Consider the following 20,881-nt stretch of genomic DNA (forward strand, 5'->3'; position numbering starts at 1 on the left):
GACGTCAACGAGGAAGGGCCGGGCCGATGGGAAAGACGCTCGCCGAGAAGGTGTGGGACGACCACGTCGTGGTCAAGGGCGAGGACGGCAAGCCGGACCTCCTCTACATCGACCTCCACCTCGTGCACGAGGTCACGAGCCCGCAGGCGTTCGACGGTCTGCGCCAGGCCGGCCGGCCGGTGCGACGGCTCGACCTGACGATCGCGACCGAGGACCACAACACGCCGACCCTCGCGATCGACCGGCCCATCGCCGACCCGACGAGCCGCACCCAGATCGAGACGCTCCGCCGCAACTGCGCGGAGTTCGGTGTCCGCCTGCACTCGCTCGGCGACAAGGAGCAGGGGATCGTCCACGTGGTCGGTCCGCAGCTCGGGCTGACCATGCCGGGCATCACCGTCGTGTGCGGCGACTCCCACACGTCGACCCACGGCGCGTTCGGCGCGATGGCGTTCGGCATCGGCACGTCCGAGGTCGAACACGTGCTCGCGACGCAGACCCTGCCGCTCAAGCCCTTCAAGACGATGGCGATCACGGTCGAGGGGACCCTGCGCCCCGGCGTGACGGCGAAGGACATCATCCTCGCGGTCATCGCGGAGATCGGCACCGGCGGCGGGCAGGGCTACGTGCTCGAGTACCGCGGCTCCGCGATCCGCGCGCTCTCGATGGAGGGCCGCATGACGATCTGCAACATGTCGATCGAGGCCGGCGCCCGCGCGGGCATGGTCGCTCCCGACCAGACCACCTACGACTACGTCCAGGGCCGCGACCACGCGCCGACCGGGCAGGACTGGGACGACGCCGTCGCGTACTGGGAGACCCTGCGCACCGACGACGACGCGGTGTTCGACGCCGAGGTGTTCATCGACGCCGACGAGCTCGAGCCCTTCGTCACCTGGGGCACCAACCCCGGTCAGGGCGTCTCGCTGTCCGAGAACGTGCCGGACCCGTCCGACTACAGCGACCCGAACGACCAGGCCGCCGCGTCGCGCGCGCTGGAGTACATGGACCTGCAGGCCGGCACGCCGATGAAGGACATCGCCGTCGACGCGGTGTTCATGGGCTCGTGCACGAACTCCCGCATCGAGGACCTCCGGGCCTTCGCGTCGATCATCCAGGGCCGCACGAAGGCCGAGGGTGTCCGCGTGATGGTGGTGCCGGGCTCCGCGCGCGTCCGGCTCGAGGCCGAAGCCGAGGGGCTGGACAAGGTGTTCACGGACTTCGGAGCCGAGTGGCGGTTCGCCGGCTGCTCGATGTGCCTCGGCATGAACCCCGACCAGCTCGCGCCGGGGGAGCGCTGCGCCTCCACCTCGAACCGCAACTTCGAGGGCCGGCAGGGCAAGGGCGGGCGGACCCACCTCGTGTCGCCGCTCGTCGCCGCCGCCACCGCTGTGCGCGGGACGCTGTCGAGCCCGTGGGACCTGGAGACCGACGATGCGATCGCATCGGTGACCGACGACGCCGCGACGGCGACGACCGCTGAAGGAGCGAACTGATGGACAAGATCACCACCGTCTCCGGGATCGCCGCGCCGCTCAAGCGCTCGAACGTCGACACCGACCAGATCATCCCCGCGGTCTACCTCAAGCGCGTCACGAAGACCGGCTTCGAGGACGCCCTGTTCGCCGGATGGCGCCAGGACCCCGACTTCGTGCTGAACCAGCCCGAGTACCAGGGCGCGAAGGTCCTGGTCGCCGGGCCCGACTTCGGCACCGGATCGTCCCGCGAGCACGCCGTCTGGGCGCTCCGCGACTTCGGGTTTCAGGTCGTCGTGTCGTCCCGGTTCGCGGACATCTTCAAGGGCAACGCCGGCAAGCAGGGGCTCGTCACGGCGATCGTGACCGAATCGGAAGTCGAGGCGCTCTGGGCCGAGATCGAGCGGAACCCCGGGGTCTCCGCGACGGTCGACCTCGAGGCGCAGCGCGTGTCGCTGGGCGATGTGGACGTGCCCTTCGAGATCGACGCTTACACTCGTTGGCGGTTGATGGAAGGGCTCGACGACATCGGGCTCACCCTCCGTGACGAGACCGCGATCACGGAGTTCGAATCCCGCCGCTCCCGTTGGCGGCCGAAGACATTGCCGGTGAAGTAGTGAACTCTCTCGTACAGGACGCCGCAGCCGCTGGGGCTCGCGTGGGGCTCAAGTCGGACGAGATCGTCATCCGTGGCGGCAAGCCGCTCGTGGGACGCATCGAGGTCCGCGGGGCCAAGAACCTCGCGACGAAGGCCATGGTGGCGGCACTCCTGGGCGACACCCCGTCGATCCTCAAGGACGTCCCGGACATCTCCGACGTCAAGGTCGTCCGCGGCCTGCTCGAGGTCCACGGCGTGCGCATCACGGATCCTGCACGAGGCGAGCTCATCCTCGACCCGTCGAACGTCGAGTCGGCGCACTTCGCCGAGATCGACGCGCACGCCGGGTCGAGCCGCATCCCGATCCTGTTCTGCGGCCCGCTGCTGCACAAGCTCGGCGAAGCGTTCATCCCCGACCTCGGCGGCTGCCGCATCGGCGACCGCCCGATCGACTTCCACCTCGACGCCCTCCGGGCGATGGGTGCCGTGGTCGACAAGCAGGTCAACGGCATCCACCTGACGGCACCGGACGGTCTGCGCGGCGCGAAGATCGAGCTGCCCTACCCGAGCGTCGGCGCGACCGAGCAGGTGCTGCTCTCGTCCGTCCTCGCCACGGGTGTCACCGAGCTCCGCAACGCCGCGATCGAGCCCGAGATCATGGACCTCATCGCGATCCTGCAGAAGATGGGCGCGATCGTCACTGTCGAGCCGAACCGCACGATCTTCATCGAGGGCGTCGAGTCGCTCCGCGGCTACACGCACCGCGCGATCAACGACCGCAACGAGGCCGCGAGCTGGGCCTCGGCCGCGCTCGCGACCAACGGCGACATCTTCGTCGAGGGCGCGAAGCAGCAGGAGCTCATGACGTTCCTCAACGTCTTCCGCAAGGTCGGCGGCGGGTTCGACATCCAGGAGGACGGCATCCGCTTCTACCGCGAGCGCGAGGTCCTCCGCCCCGTGGTCGTCGAGACGGACGTGCACCCCGGGTTCATGACGGACTGGCAGCAGCCGCTCATCGTGGCACTCACGCAGGCGGACGGCCAGAGCATCGTGCACGAGACCGTCTACGAGAACCGCTTCGGCTTCACCGACGCGCTGAACGAGATGGGCGCCGACATCGTCGTCCACAAGGAGGGGCTGCCCGGACACGACCGTCGCGTCGCCCGCCGCCCGTTCGAGCAGGCCGCGGTCATCACCGGTCCGACCACGCTCCACGCCGCGGACGTCCGCGTGCCGGACCTCCGCGGTGGCTTCAGCCACCTCATCGCGGCCCTGACCGCCGAGGGAGAGTCGCGCATCTCCAACGTCGGCATCATCAGCCGGGGCTACGAGCACTTCATCCCGAAGCTCCGCAAGCTCGGCGCCGACTTCGACTTCGCCGGCTGAGCGTCGTGGCTGCTTCGGGTGACGGCCTGGAGGCGCGGCGCGGCTCCGCCTCGCAGGTCTCGACCGGTCTGCCCAACCCTGGGCGCCGGTGGCGCCGCGGTGAGCTGAACACCGCGTTCCGCATCACCGCGTCGGTGGTGATCCCGGTCTTCCGGTTCTCCGCGCGCTACCACTGGCACGGGCCGAAGCGCCTGCCCGAGGGCGGCGCCTTCGTGCTCGCACCGAACCACTTCACGAACATCGACCCGCTCGTGGTGGGCACGGCCGTCTGGCTGTCCCGCCGCGCGCCGCGGTTCCTGGCGAAAGCGTCGCTCTTCAAGGTCCCGGTGTTCGGCAAGCTCATGTCCGGCATGGGGCAGATCCCGGTCGAACGCTCCGGCCGGACCCGGCTCAGCGACCCGCTCGGCGGCGGCAAGTCCGTCATCGAGCAGGGCGGTGCGATCATCGTGTACCCCGAGGGCACGCTGACCCGTGACCCCGACCTCTGGCCGATGCGCGGGAAGACCGGCGCGGTCCGGATCGCGCTCGAGAACGACGTGCCGCTCATCCCCATGGCCCACTGGGGCACGCAGGGGATCATGGCGCGCTACGGGAAGAAGCTGAAGTTGTTCCCGCCGACCCGTGTCGACGTCATCGTCGGCGACGAGGTCGACCTCTCGGCCTACCGCGGTCGTCCGATCGACCAGCAGATGCTCGTCGAGGCGACCGGGATCGTCATGCAGCGCATCACCGAGCTGCTCGAGGAGCTCCGCGGCGAGCAGGCGCCGGCGACCCGCTGGGACCCGGCCGCGAACAACCAGAAGGAGACCGGCAAGTTTGAGTGACCAGGGACCGGGCCTCCGCCCGCACGAGGACCACCCGGACCCCGCGGTCGCCGCGCCCGGAGCCGTCGACACCGCAGCGATCCGCGTGGTCATGCAGACGACCGACAAGCCGCGGGTCGCCGTGATCGGCGCCGGCAGCTGGGGGACCACGTTCGCGAAGGTGCTCGCCGAGGGCGGGGCCGACACCATCGTGTGGGCGCGTCGCCCCGAGGTGGCGCGCGAGATCACCGAGACGAAGCGGAACTCGGAGTACCTGCCCGGCATCAACCTGCCGCGGACGCTCACCGCCTCGACGTCGCTGTCCGCCGTGCTCGACGGTGCACAGCAGGTCTACGTGTCGGTGCCGTCGCAGTCGCTGCGGTCGAACCTCGCCGCGATCGCGCCGCTCCTGCCCGAGGACGTCCCGGTCGTCAGCCTCATGAAGGGCGTCGAGAAGGCCACCGGGCTGCGGATGAGCGAGGTCCTGCACGAGGGACTCGGCATCGACCGTGACCGCATCGCCGTCGCGAGCGGTCCGAACCTCGCCCTCGAGATCGCTCGACGGCAGCCCACCGCGGCCGTCGTGTCGTCGTCGTCGCTCGACACCGCGACCGCGGTCGCCGCGGTCGCCACGAACCCGTACTTCCGGTCGTTCATCAACACCGACGTGATCGGCACCGAGTTCGGCGGTGTGCTGAAGAACCTCATCGCGGTCGCCATCGGCATCGTGGACGGCGTCGGCTACGGCGAGAACACGAAGGCGTCGATCATCACGCGCGGCCTCGCCGAGATGACCGAGTTCGCGGTGTCGCTCGGCGCGCAGCCCTCGACGCTGTCCGGTCTGGCCGGCCTCGGCGACCTCATCGCCACCTGCCAGTCGCCGCTGTCCCGCAACAACACCGCGGGCCGCCTGCTCGGTCAGGGCTACCGCTTCGACGAGGTCGTCCGGCAGATGAACCAGACCGCCGAGGGGCTCGCGTCCGTCGCGCCGATCCTCGAGCTCGCGGCCGCGAACGGCGTCGACATGCCCATCGTCAGCCAGGTGGGCGAGGTCCTCGCCGGTAGGCTCGACCCGCGCAACATCGCGCCGCACCTCACCGAGACCGACGAGCCCCAGGGCGAGTGACGGGTCCGCGACCACCCAGGGGGTCCTCCATGGCCAAGACCACCGTCGCCGTCCTCTTCGGCGGCCGTTCCAGCGAGCACGCGATCAGTTGCGTGACCGCCGGCGGGATCATGGACGTCGTCGACCGGGACGCCTACGACATCGTGCCGATCGGGATCACGAAGGACGGCGCGTTCACCCTGCAGGTCGACGACCCGGCGCGCTGGGCGATCCACGACCGCCACCTGCCCGAGGTCCTCGACAACGGCACCCGGGTGGCCTTCCCGACCTCCCCGGCGTCGCGGGACCTCGTCGTGTCGCACGCCGACGGCGCGGTCACGACGGTGCCCGACGTCGACGTGGTGTTCCCGATCCTGCACGGTCCGTTCGGCGAGGACGGCACGATCCAGGGTCTGCTCGAGATCGCCGGCCTGCCGTACGTCGGCGACGGGGTGCTCGCGAGCGCCCTGGCGATGGACAAGCACGTGGCGAAGGCCGTGCTCGAACACGCCGGCCTGCGGGTCGCTCCGTGGACGACCGTGCTCCGTCGGCAGTGGGCGTCCGACCCGGTGGACGTCGCCGAGTCGGTGGCCGCGCACGGGTTCCCGGTGTTCGTGAAGCCTGCCCGGGCCGGTTCGAGCATGGGCGTCTCGCGCGTGGACGAGCCGTCGCAGCTCGGTGCCGCGATGGACCTGGCGTTCGAGCACGACTCGAAGGTGATCGTCGAGCCGCGGGTGGTCGGCCGCGAGGTCGAGGTCGCCGTGCTCGAGGGCCGCGACGGAGTGCCGCGCACGAGCCTCCCCGGCGAGATCGTCGTGCCGGAGGACGGCTTCTACGACTTCGAGTCGAAGTACCTCGGCGGCGACGAGTCGCTGCTGTGCCCGGCGCCCCTGACCGACTCGCAGACCGACGAGATCCGCTCCATCGGTGCCCGCGCGTTCGAGGCCGTCGGCGGGGCCGGGCTCGCCCGGGTCGACTGCTTCCTGACCGACGACGGCTTCGTGGTCAACGAGGTGAACACGATGCCGGGGTTCACGCCGCTGTCGATGTACCCGCGCTGCTGGGCGGCCACGGGTGTCTCGTACGGCGAGCTCGTCACCGAGCTCATCGAGCTGGGCCGCGCCGCCGTCCGCTGAGCCGCCGCGCCGCGAGCGGCCCGCGCGCGGCTGTCGCTCATGCGAAAGCGACAGTCCGCGGCCCGTTGACGCCGCCGATCTGTCGCTCTTGCGAAAGCGACGGGTCGCAACTGTCGCTTTCGCGGACCGGATGCTCTCGGGCGTCCTCCGTTCGACGACGGAGAGCGTCAGCCGTTGACCTCGGACGGGTCGAGGCATCGGTGCCCGTCCTTCGGCAGCGTCGACACCGCGGTCCCGATGTCCTGCAGGACCTGGTCGGTCGCCTTCGAGGACTCGATGACGACCTGCACCGCAGGAGACCGGCCGAAGGTCGTGTACACGATCTGCGCGCCACGGTCGTCCCGGATCCAGTCGACCGACCCCTTCGAGAAGCACGGCAGGTCGGACACGGTCGGCACCGCGACGCCGCAGTGGTAGATCGCCACAGCCGGGTCGCCCCACGCGGCGGTCGACTGGGCGTCGGTGTTCCGCAGCGCGGCGTCCTGGCCGACGACGCTCGGCAGCCGCACCTGGGCGTCGGCGCACGCAGCGACGTTCGCGGACGGTGCCGCGGTCATCGAGACGGCGTTCGTGCACCCGGTGAGCCCGGCGGCGAGGGCGATCGCCACACCGACGATCGCGGTGGTGCGGGTGGTGCGGCGAGCGGTGTCCATCGACGTCCAGGCTACCGTTCTCGTGTGGACGCGCAGCACCGGGACCAGCCCGCACCGACCGTGGGGGAGGTCGGCGAGCTCGACGTCCTCGACCGCATCGTCCGACGACTCCCGGTCGGCGACCCGATGGTCGGCCCCGGTGACGACTGCGCGGTCCTCGCCGCTCCCGACGGCCGGTACGTCGTGACCACGGACATGATGGTGCACGGCCCGGACTTCCGCTGGGCGTGGTCCTCGCCGGAGGACATCGGCTGGAAGGCCGCCGCGACGAACCTGTCCGACGTCGCCGCGATGGGGGCCCGGCCGACCGGGCTCGTCATCGCGCTCGCGGCCCCGCAGGACACGCCGGTGACCGTGCTCGAACGGTTCGCCGACGGGGTGCGCCTCGCGGTCGAGGCCCTCGCCCCCGGCTGCGGCGTCGTCGGCGGCGACCTCTCCACCTCGTCGACGTTCACGGTCGCGGTCACCGCGTTCGGTGACCTCGCCGGTCACGCGCCGGTGCTCCGGTCGGGCGCACGCCCCGGTGACGTCGTCGCCGTGTCCGGAGAGCTCGGCCGCGCCGGCCGCGGGCTCGCACGGCTCTTCCGCGACGGGGTGGACGGGTCCGGGGAGCCCTCGCGCACCGCGACGGTCGCGAGCGGTGCCGACGCCGATCCGGACGTCGCCCGGCAGCGACGCCCGGTCCCGCCGATCGGTGACGGTGTGCTCGCGGCGGAGACCGGCGCGACCGCGATGCTGGACCTCTCGGACGGGCTGGCGATCGACGGTGGACGGCTGGCGCGGGCGAGCCGGGTGACGCTCGACCTCGATCCGCGGGCGGTCCCGGACGCGTTCGCCCTGCACGGCGGCGAGGACCACGGGCTCCTCGCGACGTTCCCCGCCGAGGCCGTCCTGCCCGGGGGCTTCCGCCGCGTCGGGGAGGTGCGGGACCGGGCCGGGCACGACGTCCTCCGCGGCGGCGAACCGGTCCCGACGACGGGCTGGGACCCCTACGCGGACTGGGACGGTGCGACGGGCTGAGCTGCGCGCGCACCGCGGCGCACCGCGCGCGAGACGACCTGCCACGCGACCTGTCCCGCCCCGTCGGCGGAGGCGAGCGGAGCTGACGGAACCGATCCGTGCCTCCAGGCCGGCCACACTATGAGCGTGACGCTCAGACGGCGGCGACCACGGCCTCCCACGCGACGGTCTCCCCGTAGCTGCGCTTGCTGAACGGCTCGAGCCCCGCCGGCCACGTCGGCTCCGGGGACCGCTTGCTGCGCTCCACGACGACCACGGCGTCGCGCGTCAGCCGTGGCACGAGTGCCTCGAGCACCTCGCCGATCTCGTGCTCGGTGACCTCGTACGGCGGGTCGATGAACACCAGGTCGAACGTCCGCACCGTCTGCCGCAGGAACCCGAGCGCGGGTTGCGCGTGCACGTCGATCCGCACGCCGGGCACGCGCTTCTGCACCGCGCGGGCGTTCTCCTTGCACGCCGCCGCCGCGCCGGACGCGCGGTCGACGAGGACGACCTCGACCGCGCCACGCGACGCCGCCTCGAGCCCGAGGGCGCCCGTGCCCGCGTAGAGGTCGGCCACCGCCGTGTCGTCGACCAGCCCCCGCGACTCGAGCGACGAGAACAGCGCCTCGCGCACGCGGTCGCTCGTCGGCCGGGTGCCGGACTTCGGCACCCGGAGCGTCGTGGAGCCGGCGGCGCCGGCGATGATGCGGGTCATGCAGCCACCGTATCGGCCCGGGACGACGCCCCGGCGTTCTCCACAGGCCGGCCTGGAGGCACGGTGCGCGTCGGCCGTGCCGGGTAGCGTTGTCGTGTGGTCACCACCGGTCCGAACGCTGCCCCGGCCGCGCCCGTTCCGTCTGCCGACGGCGGGCTCGACAGCCGACTGTCGAGCGTGCTCGGCGGCCGGACCGCGAGCGCCGTCGAGAAGGCCTTCGGGTACCGCACGGTGGGGGAGCTCCTCGAGCACGCGCCGCGCCGGTACGCCGAGCGTGGCGCCCTGACCGCGCTGGACTCGCTCGCGATCGGCGAGTCGGTGACCATCGTCGCCGAGGTCGTCGACGTCCGCGAACGCACGATGCGTGCCCGTCGCGGGTCGATCCTCGAAGCCAAGATCGGCGACGGCAAGGGCCTGCTCACGCTCACGTTCTTCAACCAGGGCTGGCGCACGAAGGACCTCGTGCCCGGTGCGCGCGGGGTCTTCGCCGGCAAGGTCGGCGACTACCGCGGCGCCCGGCAGCTCGCGCACCCCGACTACGAGCTGTTCGACCGCGACGACCCCCGGTCCCTGGCGGACCCCGGCTCGGACGAAGCCATCCGCTGGTCGCGGCAGCCGATCCCGATCTACCCGGCCACCGCGTCGCTGTCGTCGTGGCAGATCGCGAAGGCCATCGGCGTGGTGCTCGACACCCTGCCCGACCTCGACGACCCGATCCCGGCGTCCGTCCGCGCCCGGCTCGACCTCGTCCCCTACCGACGTGCGCTCGAACTGCTGCACCGCCCCGAGAAGGTCGCCGACTTCAAGCGCGCGCAGGACGCCCTCCGCTACCGCGAGGCCTTCGTCCTGCAGACCGCCCTCGTGCAGCGCCGGATCGCCGCGCGCGCGGTGGCGTCGACCCCGCGGTCGGCCGCGCGCGGGGGCATCCTCGAACGCTTCGACGCCTCCCTGCCGTTCACGCTCACCGACGACCAGCGAGCCGTCGGGGCCGAGATCGCGTCGGACCTGGCCGGCACCTGGCCGATGCACCGGCTCGTCCAGGGCGAGGTCGGCTCCGGCAAGACCCTCGTGGCGATCCGGGCGATGCTCACGGTGGCGGAGTCCGGCGGGCAGTCGGCACTCATCGCCCCGACCGAGGTCCTCGCCGCGCAGCACCTGCGGTCGATCGTGAAGTTCCTCGGGCCCGACCTCGCGGCCGAGCTGCGTCCGGTGATCCTGACCGGGTCACAGTCGACCGACGAGCGTCGACGTGCCCTGCTCGCGGCGGCGTCCGGCAGCTCACGGCTCGTCGTCGGGACGCACGCGCTCCTCGGTGACCGGGTCGACTTCGCCGAACTCGGACTCGTGGTGGTCGACGAGCAGCACCGCTTCGGCGTCGAGCAGCGCGAGGCCCTGCGCACCAAGGGCCAGACCCCGCCGCACGTCCTCGTCCTCACCGCCACGCCGATCCCGCGCACGGTCGCGATGACGGTGTTCGGCGACCTCGACGTCTCCACCATCGCCGGGGTGCCGTCGGGCCGCGCCGGCGTCGAGACCTTCACCGTCGGGCTCGCCGAGCACCCCGGCTGGGAGACCCGCATCTGGTCGCGCATGGCCGAGGAGCTCGCCGCCGGGCGTCAGGCCTTCGTGGTGTGCCCGGCGATCGACGACGTGCACGCCGAGGACGACGGCGAACCCGCACCCGAGGCCCCGGCCGACGACGACACGCCGAAGCGCGCCCCGGCGACGGTGCTCGCGACGGCGGAGCGCATGCGGCAGATGCCGGTGCTCGACGGCCGCCGCATCGAGGTGCTGCACGGGCGGATGACCGCCGACGAGAAGGACCGCGTCATGACGACCTTCGCCGCCGGGGGCATCGACGTCCTCGTCGCGACGACCGTCATCGAGGTCGGGGTCGACGTGCCGAACGCCTCGATGATGGCGGTGCTCGACGCCGACCGGTTCGGGGTGTCACAGCTGCACCAGCTCCGTGGGCGCATCGGCCGCGGGCAGTACGCCGGCGTGTGCCTGCTCGTGACCACGGCCGAGCTCGAGTCCCCGTCGCGGGAGCGCGTCGACGCCGTGGCCGCCTCCGACGACGGGTTCGAGCTCGCGCGGGTCGACCTCGAGCTCCGGCGCGAGGGCGACGTGCTGGGGGAGCGGCAGTCCGGCGGTCGTTCGTCACTCAACCTGCTGCGCGTCGTCGAGCACGCCGACCTCATCGTCGACGCTCGCGAGGAAGCCGAGCGCGTCCTCGAGCCGGACCCGGAGCTGGAGGGGCACCCGGCGCTCCGGGAAGCCCTCGCCCGCCGCCTGGACGAGTCCGACGCGGCCTTCCTCGGCAAGAACTGAGCCGTTCGCCGGGCGCCCGGTAGGGTCGCTGGCATGGCGCAGATCGCGGTCGTCCCCGGCTCCTTCGACCCCGTGACCCTCGGGCACCTCGACGTGATCGGGCGTGCGGCGGGACTGTTCGACGAGGTCCACGTCCTCGTGGTGCACAACCCCGACAAGAAGCCCGCGATGTTCGAGGCCGCCGAGCGGGTCCGGCTCATCGAGGAGTCACTCGTCGAGACCGGCGTGCGGGACAACGTGCGGGTCGGGGAGTGGACCGCCGGGCTCCTGGTCGACTACTGCCGGCAGGTCGGTGCGACGGTCCTCGTGAAGGGTGTCCGCTCCGGCGAGGACGTCGCGTACGAGACCCCGATGGCGATCATGAACCGACACCTCGCCGACGTCGAGACGGTGTTCCTGCTGCCCGAGGCCTCACGCGCCCACGTGTCGAGTTCGCTCATCCGGCAGGTGTCCACCCTCGGGGGCGACGTCACCCCGTACGTGCCCGAGGTGGTGGCGCGCGCCCTGGCAGAGCAGACGGGCCGCTGACCCGGGCATCCGGCGAGGACACGCGGACCGCCCGCCTCGACGTACCGTCCGGATGCCGCTAGGCTTGTCGATCGTGTCTTCCCCCGTGAACAGCCCCTACGCCCTGCGCGTGCGCGACCTCGCGCACCGTCCGGGCGAGATGCGCGAGCACTCGCTCGACGTCGAGGTGCCGGACGCGATGGGTGCCGGGGTCATCTCCGTCCGTCAGGGCGCGCCGATGCACCTCGACGTCCGCCTCGAGGGGCTGCACGAGGGCGTCCTCGTGTCCGGACACGCGTCGGCCGAGGCGTTCGGGGAGTGTTCCCGGTGCCTGATCGAGATCAGCGAACCCGTCGAGGTCGATTTCGCGGAGCTCTTCGCGTACGATGTCTCGGAGGATTTCGACTTCTTCGTTCGCGATGACCACGTGGACTGCGAACCGGTCGTTCGAGATGCGGTGGTGCTGTCGCTGCCGTTCCAGCCGGTCTGCCGACCGGACTGCCCAGGCCTCGACCCGGAGACGGGTGAGCGTCTGGCTGACCTCGAGGACCTTACCCCTCGCGAGGTCCTGGACCCGCGCTGGGCCGCTCTGAGCGGTTTCCAGCCGACCGACGACAGCAACACCCCTGACCAGAGCCCCGAGGGCGACGGCCGCACGTCGGCCTGAACCGCCCTCGCCACTGACCACCGACCAACCGAAAGAGAACCACCATGGCCGTTCCCAAGCGCAAGCAGTCCCGTGCCAACACGCACGCCCGTCGTTCGCAGTGGAAGGCCGCGCCGGTCCAGCTCGTGAAGACGATCGAGAACGGCAAGGTCACCTACAGCCTGCCGCACCGTGCGAAGGTCGTCGAGGACTCGGCCGGCACCCCGCTGTACATGGAGTACAAGGGCCGCAAGGTCGCCGACGTCTGATCGGACCGAACGCATGACCACGACGTCCGGCGCCACGGGGTCCCGCCCCGTGGGGCCGGACGTCGTTCGTCTGCGCGGGCAGCTCGCCGTCGACATCGACCTCGAGCTGCTCCAACTCGCCCTGACGCACCGCTCGTACGCGTACGAGCACGGTGGCATCGGGCACAACGAGCGGCTCGAGTTCCTCGGCGACTCGATCCTCGGCCAGGCCGTGACCGTGAAGCTCTTCCGGTCGTTCCCCGACCTCGACGAGGGCGAGCTGGCCAAGCGCCGTGCGAGCCTCGTCTCGACGGTCGCCCTCGCCGAGATCGCCCGCATCATCGGGCTCGGCCAGTACCTCCGGCTCGGCAAGGGCGAGGAGCAGACAGGCGGCCGTGACAAGTCGTCGATCCTCGCCGACACCGTCGAGGCCGTGATCGGTGCGACGTACCTCTCCGCGGGTCCCGACCCGGCGACCGAGCTCGTGCTCCGCCTGGTCGAGCCGCTCCTGGTCGACCCGGACCGCTTCGGTGCCGCGATGGACCCGAAGACGAGCCTGCAGGAGCTCGCTGCGACGCTCGCGCTCGGCAACCCCGCGTACCGGGTCACCGAAGAGGGTCCTGATCACGACAAGACCTTCCACGCCACCGTGGTGCTGCAGGGCGAGGACGTCTCCGCCGGCGCCGGATCGAGCAAGAAGGCTGCCGAGATGGCTGCAGCGCTCCAAGCCTGGACGAAGCTCTCCGGCCGCGACGGCTCGCCGAGCGCGGGTGCCGACGCCGACAGCGCGGCCCGGACCGCGTAACCGGTGCCCGAGCTCCCCGAGGTCGAGGTCGTCCGCGCCGGCCTCGAACCCGCCGTCAGCGGTGCCCGCGTGCTCCACGTGGACGTCGTCGACGACCGCGCACTCACCCGGCACGACGGCCCGGCGGAGGACTTCGCCGACCGGCTCACCGGCCGGACCATCGCCGCGGCCGTCCGACGTGGCAAGTTCCTCTGGTTCCCGTTGCGCCCCGAGCTCGACGGCGATCGTCCGGAGGCGCTCGTGACGCACCTCGGCATGTCCGGCCAGGTGCTCCTCGGACGGGACCGACCGGCCGCGAAGCACCGCCGCATCCTCATCGACGTGCAGCCCGCGGGCACGGACCGCGACGGCACGCCCGAAGCCCCCGTCCAGCTCGAGTTCGTCGACCAGCGCACCTTCGGGTCGATGGCGCTCGATCCGATGGTGCCGACCGTCGACGGCGCTCCCGCCGGCTTCGCCGGGCACGTCGACGCGACGGACCCGGACGCGCCGTGGCGTCGGAGCATCCCGCACCAGGTGTCGCACATCGCGCGGGACCCGCTCGACCCGGCGTTCGACGACGACCGGTTCATCGCCGTCGCACGGAAGCGGGCGAGCGGCATCAAGCGCGTGCTCCTCGACCAGGGCGTCGTGAGCGGCATCGGCAACATCTACGCCGACGAGTCGCTGTGGGCTGCGAGGCTCCACTACGACCGCCCCGCGGAGCGCCTCACCCGAGCCGACCTGCGCGCGCTCCTGAGCGAGGTGCGGAGCGTCCTCGGACGGGCGCTCGAGGACGGTGGCACGAGCTTCGACGCGCAGTACGTCAACGTGAACGGGCAGTCCGGGTACTTCTCGCAGCGGCTCAACGTCTACGGGCAGCAGGGGAAGCCGTGCCCCCGGTGCGGCACGACGATCGTCCGTGAGGCCTTCATGAACCGGTCGAGCCACATCTGCCCCGTGTGCCAACCGCGCCCCCGCGCCCGCAGGCGTTAGCCTGCCCGCAGCAGCACAGCCAGCAGCACAGCCCGCAGCAGCGCAGCAGACCGCCCGGAGACCGCATGTACTTGAAGAGCCTGACCATCAAGGGGTTCAAGTCCTTCGCGCAGCCGACGACGTTCGCGTTCGAGCCCGGTGTCACCTGCATCGTCGGGCCGAACGGTTCCGGCAAGTCGAACGTGGTCGACGCCCTCGCGTGGGTGATGGGGGAGCAGGGCGCGAAGACCCTCCGCGGCGGCAAGATGGAGGACGTCATCTTCGCCGGCACCTCGACCCGCGGTCCGCTCGGTCGCGCGCAGGTGCTCCTGACGATCGACAACACCGACGGCCTGCTGCCGATCGAGTACTCCGAGGTGACGATCTCCCGCACCCTCTTCCGCAACGGCGGGAGCGAGTACGCCATCAACGGCGAGAACTGCCGCCTGCTCGACGTGCAGGAGCTCCTCAGCGACACCGGCCTCGGGCGCGAGATGCACGTCATCGTCGGCCAGGGGCAGCTCGACAAGGTGCTGCACGCCACCCCGGAGGACCGGAGGGGGTTCATCGAGGAGGCCGCGGGCATCCTCAAGCACCGTCGCCGCAAGGAGAAGACGCTCCGCAAGCTCGAGGCGATGCAGACGAACCTCACACGGCTGTCCGACCTCGCGGGCGAGATCCGCCGACAGCTCAAGCCGCTCGGACGACAAGCCGAGGTCGCGCGGAAGGCCCAGTCGGTCGCGGCCGTCGCCCGGGACGCCAAGGCGCGCATCCTCGCCGACGACGTGGTCCGGCTCCGGCGGGAGCTCCACGAGCACCTCGAGGTCGAGACCGGCCGGAAGTCCGAGCGCATCGTGCTGCAGGAACGCCTCGACCGCACCCGCGCCCGGCAGCAGCAGGTCGAGCAGAGCATGGTCGGCGACGATGTCGACCGTGCCCGCACGGTGGTGCACCGGCTGGAGAGCGTCCAGGAACGGCTCCGCGGCCTGTCGAGCCTCGCGAACCAGCGCCTGATGTTCCTCGCGCAGCAGGCCGACGCCCCGCAGCAGGGTCCGACGGTGACACCGGAGCGTGTGCAGTCCGTCCGCGACGAGGCCGACCGGCTCGAGACCCGCGCCGAGGAGATGGCCGCCGACTCCGGTGCCGCCGCGGCCCGGGTGCAGGAAGCGCGGGCTGCGCTCGACGCCCTCGACGAGCAGATCGCCGCCCAGGCCGCCCTGGTCTCGCAGCACGACCTCGAGGCACAGCGGCTGGCGTCCGCCGTCGACGTCGCCCGGTCCAAGCGGGGCTCGGCGGTGGCCGACCGGGAGCGCCGCGAACGCGCGCTGGCCGAGGCGACCGACCGCGCCGAGCGTGCCGCCGCGGCCCTCGCCGACATCGGGGCCGACCCGTCCGAGGGTGTCGACGACGCTGCGCTGACCGCCGCCGTCACGACCACCCGCGAGCAGCAGCAGGCAGCCCAGACGACGCGCGACGAGCTCCGCGACCGACTCCACGCCCTCGAACGCGAGCGGGACGCGCTCGACGCCCGGGTCACGGCCCTCGCGATGTCGATCGACGTCCGCGACGGGTCGCAGGCCCTCATCGAGGCCGGCCGTGCCGGCATCGCCGGCCGGCTCGCGGACAGCCTCACCGTCGAGCCCGGCTACGAGGGCGCGGTCGCCGTCGCCCTCGACGGACTCGCCGACGCCGTGCTCGCAACGGACCGGGCGGTCGCGCTCGACGCCGTCGATCACGCCCGGACCGCGGACCTCGGTCGCGTCGACGTGGTGGTCGCCGACCCCGACCCGGCCGCCTCCGCCGGCGCGGGGACGCTGCCCGACCGGCTCCCCGCCGGGGTCCGCCGCGCCGTCGACCTCGTGCAGGGACCCGCGGCGATCGCCGCGGTCCTGCGGGCCACACTGATCGCGGTGGACGAGGACGTCGACCTGGAGGCCGTGCTCACCGCCGCCCCGCAGGCCACGGTCGTCACGCGGTCCGGTGACGTCGTCCGGGCCGTCCGCGTCACGGGCGGCGGAGAGCGGATGACCAGCCGCATCGAGCTCGTCGCGGAGCGCGACGACGCCGTGACCCGGCGGGACGCGGTCGCGAGCGACGTCGAGGACGCCGCCACGCGCCTCCAGGCCGCTCGTGCCGCCGTCGACGAGGCGAGACGACGGGCGGAGGAGGCCGACCAGGCGTCCCGCGCGCACGCGAAGGCCGCAGCCGAGTACGACCGCAGCAGCGCGTCGTCGCGGGCGCGCGCCGAGAACGCGGCGGCCGAGGTCGAGCGTCTCCGAGCGGCCCTCGCCGAGACGGACGGTGCGGTCGAGTCCGCCGAGGCCGTGCTCGCCGAGGCCGACGCGGCCCTCGTGGCGTTCACCGACCAGCCGCGGCCGACCGTGGACGCGTCCGGACGCCCGGCCCTGCTGGACGCACTCGAGGCGGCCCGTGCGGCCGAGATCGAGCAGCGCATCCAGGTGGAGACGGTGCGCGAGCGGGTGCGGGCCGAACGGAACCGGGCCGCCGGGCTCGAACGCCAGCTCCGGGCCGAGCGTGCCGCGGCCGAGGAAGCCGCCCGGCGTGCGGTCGTCCGGCGCGGACAGATCGCCGTCGCCGAGGGGGTCCTCGCCGACCTCCCCGGGGTGCTCGGTGCGGTCGACCGATCGCTCGCCGAGGCCCGCGTGCGCCTCGCGAACGAGGAGTCCGAGCGGTCGAAGCGCAACACCGAGCTGCAGACGATCCGGAACGAGGAACGCGAGCTCCGCGACCGCCTCCAGACCCTGACCGACGGCGTGCACTCCCTCGAGATGGAGATCTACGAGAAGAAGCTGCACGTGTCGGGCATCCTCGACCGGGCGCAGAGCGAACTCGGGCTGGTCGAGACGGTCCTCGTGGCCGAGTACGGTCCGCACGTGCCGGTCCCCGTCGACGTGCTCGTGGACCCGCGGATGCTCGCGCGGAGGCATCGGGAGGCCGAGCGCGCCCGGGCCGCAGCGGCAGCCCCTGCGGTGACCGCGGACGACGAGGCCGAGCCGGCCGTGGCTGACGAGGACGAGGCCGATGAGGTCCTCGTCGACGCCGAGTCCACCCTCCCCGGTGGTCCGGCACTGCCCGAGTACGACGCCACCGACGACGTCGACCCCGACGCGGTCGAGACCGTCCCGTACGTCCGGGCCGAGCAGGAGCGTCGGCTGAAGGCAGCCGAGCGTGACCTCGGCCAGCTCGGCAAGGTGAACCCGCTCGCACTCGAGGAGTTCCAGGCGCTCGAGCAGCGGCACGCGTTCCTCGCCGAGCAGCTCGAGGACCTGCAGAAGACCCGGACGGACCTCATGACGATCATCGAGGAGCTCGACCAGAAGATGCAGACCATCTTCGAGGCCGCGTTCCACGACACCCGCGAGGCCTTCGACGTCATCTTCCCGATCCTGTTCCCGGGTGGCTCGGGGTCGATCACGCTGACGAACCCGGACGACCTGCTCGCAACCGGTATCGACGTGCAGGTGAAGCCCGCCGGGAAGAAGATCGACCGGCTGACCCTGCTGTCCGGCGGGGAGCGGTCCCTGGCGGCGGTGGCGCTCCTCGTCGCGATCTTCACCGCGCGCCCGTCGCCGTTCTACATCATGGACGAGGTCGAGGCGGCGCTCGACGACGCCAACCTCGGGCGGCTCCTGACCGTGTTCGAGCGGCTGCGCGAGGCGTCGCAGCTCATCGTCATCACGCACCAGAAGCGGACGATGGAGATCGCGGACGCGCTGTACGGCGTGTCGATGCGGCAGGACGGCGTGTCCGCCGTGGTCGGGCAGCGCGTGCAGGCCCGGTCGGCGGAGCCGGCGGACGCGGTCGCGTAGCGCCGCCGGCGATCTGTCGCTTTCGCGAAAGCGACAGATCGCCGCGCTCCGGCCCGACGGATCTGTCGCTTTCGCGAAGTGAACCGGGGCCAGCTCGCCGGATCTGTCGCTTCCGCGAACCGGACGACGGACGGGAGGCGCGGTGCCAGCTGGCACCGTCCTCCCTCGCAGGCTCGGTCGGCGCGCCCCGCCCAACGCTTCGCGTTGCCGCTGAGCGGGGCGCGCCCGTCCGTCAGGTGGTGACGACTACTTCGCGTCGGCCTCCACGGCCTCCTTCGGCTGCCCCGTCGGGGTGAGCCCGCGCTCCTGCCGCTTCTTCGAGACCACCAGCGAGGCGACCGTCGCGACCGCGATCGTCAGCGCGATGAAGCTCAGCGAGAACCAGATCGGGATCTCGGGGGCCCACTCGATGTGCTCACCGCCGTTGATGAACGGCAGCTCGTTGACGTGCATCGCGTGGAACACGAGCTTCACGCCGATGAAGGCGAGGATGACGGCCAGGCCCTGGCCGAGGTAGATGAGGCGCTCGAGCAGGCCGGCGATGAGGAAGTAGAGCTGGCGCAGACCCAGGAGCGAGAACGCGTTCGCGGTGAACACGATGAAGGCGTCCTGCGTCAGACCGAAGATCGCCGGGATCGAGTCGAGGGCGAAGAGCACGTCCGTGAGGCCGATCGCGACCATGACGAGCAGCATCGGGGTGAAGAGGCGCTTGCCGTCGATCTTCGCGGTGAGCTTGTCGCCGTGGTAGTCGTCGGTCGTCGGGATCACCTTGCGGAGCGTGCGGATGAGCTTCGAGTCGCCTTCGGAGTCGTCGTGCCCGCCGCCCTTCGCCTGTGACCAGGCGAGCCAGAACAGCAGTGCGCCGAACAGGTAGAACACCCACGAGAAGTTCTCGATGATCGTGACGCCGAGGGCGATGAACACACCGCGGGCAACGAGTGCGATCGCGACGCCCACCAGCAGGACCTTCTGCTGGTACTCCTTCGGCACCGCGAAGCTCGACATGATGATGAGGAAGACGAACAGGTTGTCGACCGACAGCGCCTTCTCGGTCAGCCAGCCGGCGAAGTACTCGCCACCGGCCTGCCCGCCGCCGAAGACGAGGATGCCGACACCGAACAGGATGGCGAGGCCGACGTAGAACGCGGACCAGAACGCCGATTCCTTGATGTGCGGGACGTGCGGTGTGCGCACGTGCGAGTAGAAGTCGAAGATCAGCAGGCCGAGGATGCCGGCGATGGTGATCAACCAGACGAGGATGGGGACGTCCACGGGTTTCCCTTCAGGTCAAGAGCGCGCAGCGCGCGCAGGAGCCTGAAGGTCTCTTCCACCCGTCGGTCCGTGTGTCGGGCCGGGGGCCGGTGCCCCGGGTCCGGATCGTTCCGCACCGTACTGACGAGGTCACCGAGGAGGAATACTCCCCTTCAGGAGTCGAGGATACCGGGCACGGCGCACACCCGCCGCGCTCTAAGCTGGGAACATGGCGAGTTCCTGGTCACTGTCCTCCCGGCTGCGCGGGCTGTTCCAGCGCAAGACGATCGACGAGACCACGTGGGACGACCTCGAGACCGCGCTCATCGGTGCCGACTTCGGCCCGGACATCTCCGAGGCGATCATCGAGGACCTCCACGAGCGCGTCGACCGCTACGGCACGACGGACCCCGCCGACCTGCAGCGCATGCTCCGCGAGGTCCTCGAGGAACGGCTGTCCAAGCTCGACACCACGCTGAAGCTCAGTAACCGGCCGGCCGTCGTGCTCGTCGTCGGCGTGAACGGCGTCGGCAAGACCACCACGATCGGCAAGTTCGCGAAGTTCCTCAAGACGTACGACCGCACCGTCGTGGTCGGCGCGGCGGACACCTTCCGTGCGGCCGCGGTGGAGCAGGTCGCGACGTGGGCGGAGCGCGCCGGCGTCGACGTCGTGCGGCCCGCGCAGCCCGGGCAGGACCCCGCCTCCGTGGCGTACCAGACGGTCGAGAAGGCGATGCGCGAGGGCACCGAGATCGTCGTCATCGACACCGCGGGCCGGCTGCACACCAAGGCCGGGCTGATGGACGAACTGTCGAAGATCAAGCGCGTGGTCGAGAAGCAGACCGAGATCGCCGAGGTGCTCCTCGTGCTCGACGCCACGACGGGTCAGAACGGGCTCGCGCAGGCACAGGCCTTCATCGAGGGCGCGGGCGTCACCGGGCTCGTCATCACGAAGCTCGACGGCTCCGCGAAGGCCGGGTTCGTGCTGAGCGTGCAGGAGAAGACCGGCATCCCGATCAAGCTCATCGGGCAGGGCGAGGGCATCAACGACCTCACGGGCTTCACGCCGCACGTGTTCGTGCAGAACCTCGTCGGCTGAGGATCTCCGCCTGCGCGGCTGCGCGACACCCGTCCGCGAACGCGGTCACCCGGTGACGAGTAGCGTCTCGGTCGGCCCGGGCACCCGCTCGGTCTCGTTCCAGGGATTGGAGACCCCCATGCCCGCACTGCTGATCATCGCGATCATCGTCGGCCTCGTCCTGCTCTTCAGCGGCATCTTCGTCGGTGCCCTCAAGTTCCTGCTCTGGGTGGGGCTCGTGATCGTCATCCTCGCGATCATCGGGTGGCTGCTCCGGAGCATCCGCGGTCGCGCCTGACGCGACCGACTGACGGACGGGAGGCGCGGTGCCAGCTGGCACCGCGCCTCCCGTCCGTTC

19 protein-coding genes are annotated in these 20,881 nt (G+C 71.5%); 16 read left to right on the plus strand and 3 right to left on the minus strand.

The annotated features are described in order from the left end of the window. Window positions 1-26: 26 nt before the first annotated feature. The 6 genes from leuC (at window position 27) to QPJ90_RS11990 (ending at window position 6,503) form a co-directional block, all read left to right on the plus strand. On the plus strand, window positions 27-1,496 hold the full coding sequence (gene leuC, locus QPJ90_RS11965) for a 3-isopropylmalate dehydratase large subunit (protein ID WP_290131435.1): 1,470 nt from the start codon (window positions 27-29) through the stop codon (window positions 1,494-1,496). Further along, window positions 1,496-2,092: a 3-isopropylmalate dehydratase small subunit gene (leuD, locus tag QPJ90_RS11970; RefSeq protein WP_290131436.1), complete on the plus strand. Its 597-nt coding sequence runs from the start codon at window positions 1,496-1,498 to the stop codon at window positions 2,090-2,092. Before leuC ends, leuD begins: the two co-directional genes overlap by 1 nt. Continuing rightward, the gene (murA, locus tag QPJ90_RS11975) at window positions 2,092-3,459 is read left to right on the plus strand and encodes a UDP-N-acetylglucosamine 1-carboxyvinyltransferase (RefSeq protein ID WP_290131437.1); all 1,368 of its coding nucleotides are present in this window, start codon (window positions 2,092-2,094) and stop codon (window positions 3,457-3,459) included. Before leuD ends, murA begins: the two co-directional genes overlap by 1 nt. A 5-nt stretch (window positions 3,460-3,464) precedes the next feature. Continuing rightward, window positions 3,465-4,283, plus strand: coding sequence for a lysophospholipid acyltransferase family protein (locus tag QPJ90_RS11980; RefSeq protein ID WP_290131438.1), 819 nt, complete (start codon window positions 3,465-3,467; stop codon window positions 4,281-4,283). Between the two features lie 91 nt (window positions 4,284-4,374). Further along, complete coding sequence (locus tag QPJ90_RS11985) at window positions 4,375-5,388, plus strand: NAD(P)H-dependent glycerol-3-phosphate dehydrogenase (RefSeq protein WP_290134220.1); 1,014 nt, start codon at window positions 4,375-4,377, stop codon at window positions 5,386-5,388. Between the two features lie 29 nt (window positions 5,389-5,417). Next, window positions 5,418-6,503: a D-alanine--D-alanine ligase family protein gene (locus QPJ90_RS11990; RefSeq protein WP_290131439.1), complete on the plus strand. Its 1,086-nt coding sequence runs from the start codon at window positions 5,418-5,420 to the stop codon at window positions 6,501-6,503. Window positions 6,504-6,670: 167 nt separating this feature from the next. Here the strand turns inward: QPJ90_RS11990 and QPJ90_RS11995 are convergent, their stop codons facing one another. Continuing rightward, entirely contained in the window at window positions 6,671-7,156 is a 486-nt protein-coding gene (locus QPJ90_RS11995) for a DUF3515 family protein (protein WP_290131440.1), read from the minus strand. Window positions 7,157-7,180: 24 nt separating this feature from the next. On the opposite strand from QPJ90_RS11995, the gene thiL reads away from it, so the two are divergent. Further along, window positions 7,181-8,176, plus strand: a complete 996-nt coding sequence (gene thiL, locus QPJ90_RS12000) for a thiamine-phosphate kinase (protein ID WP_290131441.1) — start codon at window positions 7,181-7,183, stop codon at window positions 8,174-8,176. A 133-nt stretch (window positions 8,177-8,309) separates the two neighbouring features. Here thiL and QPJ90_RS12005 read toward each other — a convergent pair whose 3' ends face one another. After that, window positions 8,310-8,873, minus strand: a complete 564-nt coding sequence (locus QPJ90_RS12005) for an RsmD family RNA methyltransferase (RefSeq protein WP_290131442.1) — start codon at window positions 8,871-8,873, stop codon at window positions 8,310-8,312. Between the two features lie 96 nt (window positions 8,874-8,969). Between QPJ90_RS12005 and QPJ90_RS12010 the strand changes: the two genes are divergently transcribed. The 7 genes from QPJ90_RS12010 to smc all read left to right on the plus strand — a co-directional run bounded on the left by QPJ90_RS12010 (window position 8,970) and on the right by smc (window position 18,194). Next, window positions 8,970-11,204 carry an ATP-dependent DNA helicase RecG gene (locus QPJ90_RS12010; protein WP_290131443.1) on the plus strand — a complete coding sequence of 745 codons (2,235 nt, stop codon included), beginning with the start codon at window positions 8,970-8,972 and terminating at the stop codon, window positions 11,202-11,204. A 33-nt stretch (window positions 11,205-11,237) separates the two neighbouring features. Beyond that, window positions 11,238-11,732, plus strand: a complete 495-nt coding sequence (gene coaD, locus QPJ90_RS12015; RefSeq protein WP_290131444.1) for a pantetheine-phosphate adenylyltransferase — start codon at window positions 11,238-11,240, stop codon at window positions 11,730-11,732. A 73-nt stretch (window positions 11,733-11,805) separates the two neighbouring features. Continuing rightward, window positions 11,806-12,378: a DUF177 domain-containing protein gene (locus QPJ90_RS12020; RefSeq protein WP_354670478.1), complete on the plus strand. Its 573-nt coding sequence runs from the start codon at window positions 11,806-11,808 to the stop codon at window positions 12,376-12,378. 44 nt (window positions 12,379-12,422) lie between these two features. Next, window positions 12,423-12,626, plus strand: coding sequence for a 50S ribosomal protein L32 (gene rpmF, locus QPJ90_RS12025; protein ID WP_022905230.1), 204 nt, complete (start codon window positions 12,423-12,425; stop codon window positions 12,624-12,626). A gap of 13 nt (window positions 12,627-12,639) precedes the next feature. Beyond that, the gene (gene rnc, locus QPJ90_RS12030; RefSeq protein ID WP_290131445.1) at window positions 12,640-13,410 is read left to right on the plus strand and encodes a ribonuclease III; all 771 of its coding nucleotides are present in this window, start codon (window positions 12,640-12,642) and stop codon (window positions 13,408-13,410) included. Between the two features lie 3 nt (window positions 13,411-13,413). Further along, window positions 13,414-14,385: a bifunctional DNA-formamidopyrimidine glycosylase/DNA-(apurinic or apyrimidinic site) lyase gene (mutM, locus tag QPJ90_RS12035; RefSeq protein ID WP_290131446.1), complete on the plus strand. Its 972-nt coding sequence runs from the start codon at window positions 13,414-13,416 to the stop codon at window positions 14,383-14,385. Between the two features lie 65 nt (window positions 14,386-14,450). After that, window positions 14,451-18,194, plus strand: a complete 3,744-nt coding sequence (smc, locus tag QPJ90_RS12040; protein ID WP_290131447.1) for a chromosome segregation protein SMC — start codon at window positions 14,451-14,453, stop codon at window positions 18,192-18,194. Window positions 18,195-18,440: 246 nt separating this feature from the next. On the opposite strand, the gene QPJ90_RS12045 is transcribed toward smc, so the two are convergent. Continuing rightward, window positions 18,441-19,466, minus strand: a complete 1,026-nt coding sequence (locus QPJ90_RS12045) for a TerC family protein (RefSeq protein ID WP_290131448.1) — start codon at window positions 19,464-19,466, stop codon at window positions 18,441-18,443. A gap of 208 nt (window positions 19,467-19,674) precedes the next feature. On the opposite strand from QPJ90_RS12045, the gene ftsY reads away from it, so the two are divergent. Both ftsY and QPJ90_RS12055 read left to right on the plus strand, forming a co-directional pair. Further along, window positions 19,675-20,544 (plus strand): signal recognition particle-docking protein FtsY, encoded by an 870-nt coding sequence (gene ftsY, locus QPJ90_RS12050; protein ID WP_058726656.1) that lies wholly within the window; start codon window positions 19,675-19,677, stop codon window positions 20,542-20,544. A gap of 118 nt (window positions 20,545-20,662) precedes the next feature. Next, on the plus strand, window positions 20,663-20,821 hold the full coding sequence (locus QPJ90_RS12055) for a DUF4175 domain-containing protein (RefSeq protein ID WP_141399257.1): 159 nt from the start codon (window positions 20,663-20,665) through the stop codon (window positions 20,819-20,821). Window positions 20,822-20,881 lie beyond the last annotated feature (60 nt).

The sequence above is a fragment of the Curtobacterium sp. 458 genome (assembly GCF_030406605.1).
Taxonomy (GTDB): Bacteria; Actinomycetota; Actinomycetes; order Actinomycetales; family Microbacteriaceae; genus Curtobacterium.

Excerpts from the sequence above, each read along its gene's own strand:
- leuC (WP_290131435.1), top strand. The coding sequence starts at position 27 with ATGGGAAAGACGCTCGCCGAGAAGGTGTGGGACGACCACGTCGTGGTC.
- leuD (WP_290131436.1), top strand. The coding sequence starts at position 1,496 with ATGGACAAGATCACCACCGTCTCCGGGATCGCCGCGCCGCTCAAGCGC.
- QPJ90_RS11985 (WP_290134220.1), top strand. The coding sequence starts at position 4,375 with ATGCAGACGACCGACAAGCCGCGGGTCGCCGTGATCGGCGCCGGCAGC.
- QPJ90_RS11990 (WP_290131439.1), top strand. The coding sequence starts at position 5,418 with ATGGCCAAGACCACCGTCGCCGTCCTCTTCGGCGGCCGTTCCAGCGAG.
- QPJ90_RS11995 (WP_290131440.1), bottom strand. The coding sequence starts at position 7,156 with ATGGACACCGCTCGCCGCACCACCCGCACCACCGCGATCGTCGGTGTG.
- QPJ90_RS12005 (WP_290131442.1), bottom strand. The coding sequence starts at position 8,873 with ATGACCCGCATCATCGCCGGCGCCGCCGGCTCCACGACGCTCCGGGTG.
- coaD (WP_290131444.1), top strand. The coding sequence starts at position 11,238 with ATGGCGCAGATCGCGGTCGTCCCCGGCTCCTTCGACCCCGTGACCCTC.
- rpmF (WP_022905230.1), top strand. The coding sequence starts at position 12,423 with ATGGCCGTTCCCAAGCGCAAGCAGTCCCGTGCCAACACGCACGCCCGT.
- rnc (WP_290131445.1), top strand. The coding sequence starts at position 12,640 with ATGACCACGACGTCCGGCGCCACGGGGTCCCGCCCCGTGGGGCCGGAC.
- smc (WP_290131447.1), top strand. The coding sequence starts at position 14,451 with ATGTACTTGAAGAGCCTGACCATCAAGGGGTTCAAGTCCTTCGCGCAG.
- ftsY (WP_058726656.1), top strand. The coding sequence starts at position 19,675 with ATGGCGAGTTCCTGGTCACTGTCCTCCCGGCTGCGCGGGCTGTTCCAG.
- QPJ90_RS12055 (WP_141399257.1), top strand. The coding sequence starts at position 20,663 with ATGCCCGCACTGCTGATCATCGCGATCATCGTCGGCCTCGTCCTGCTC.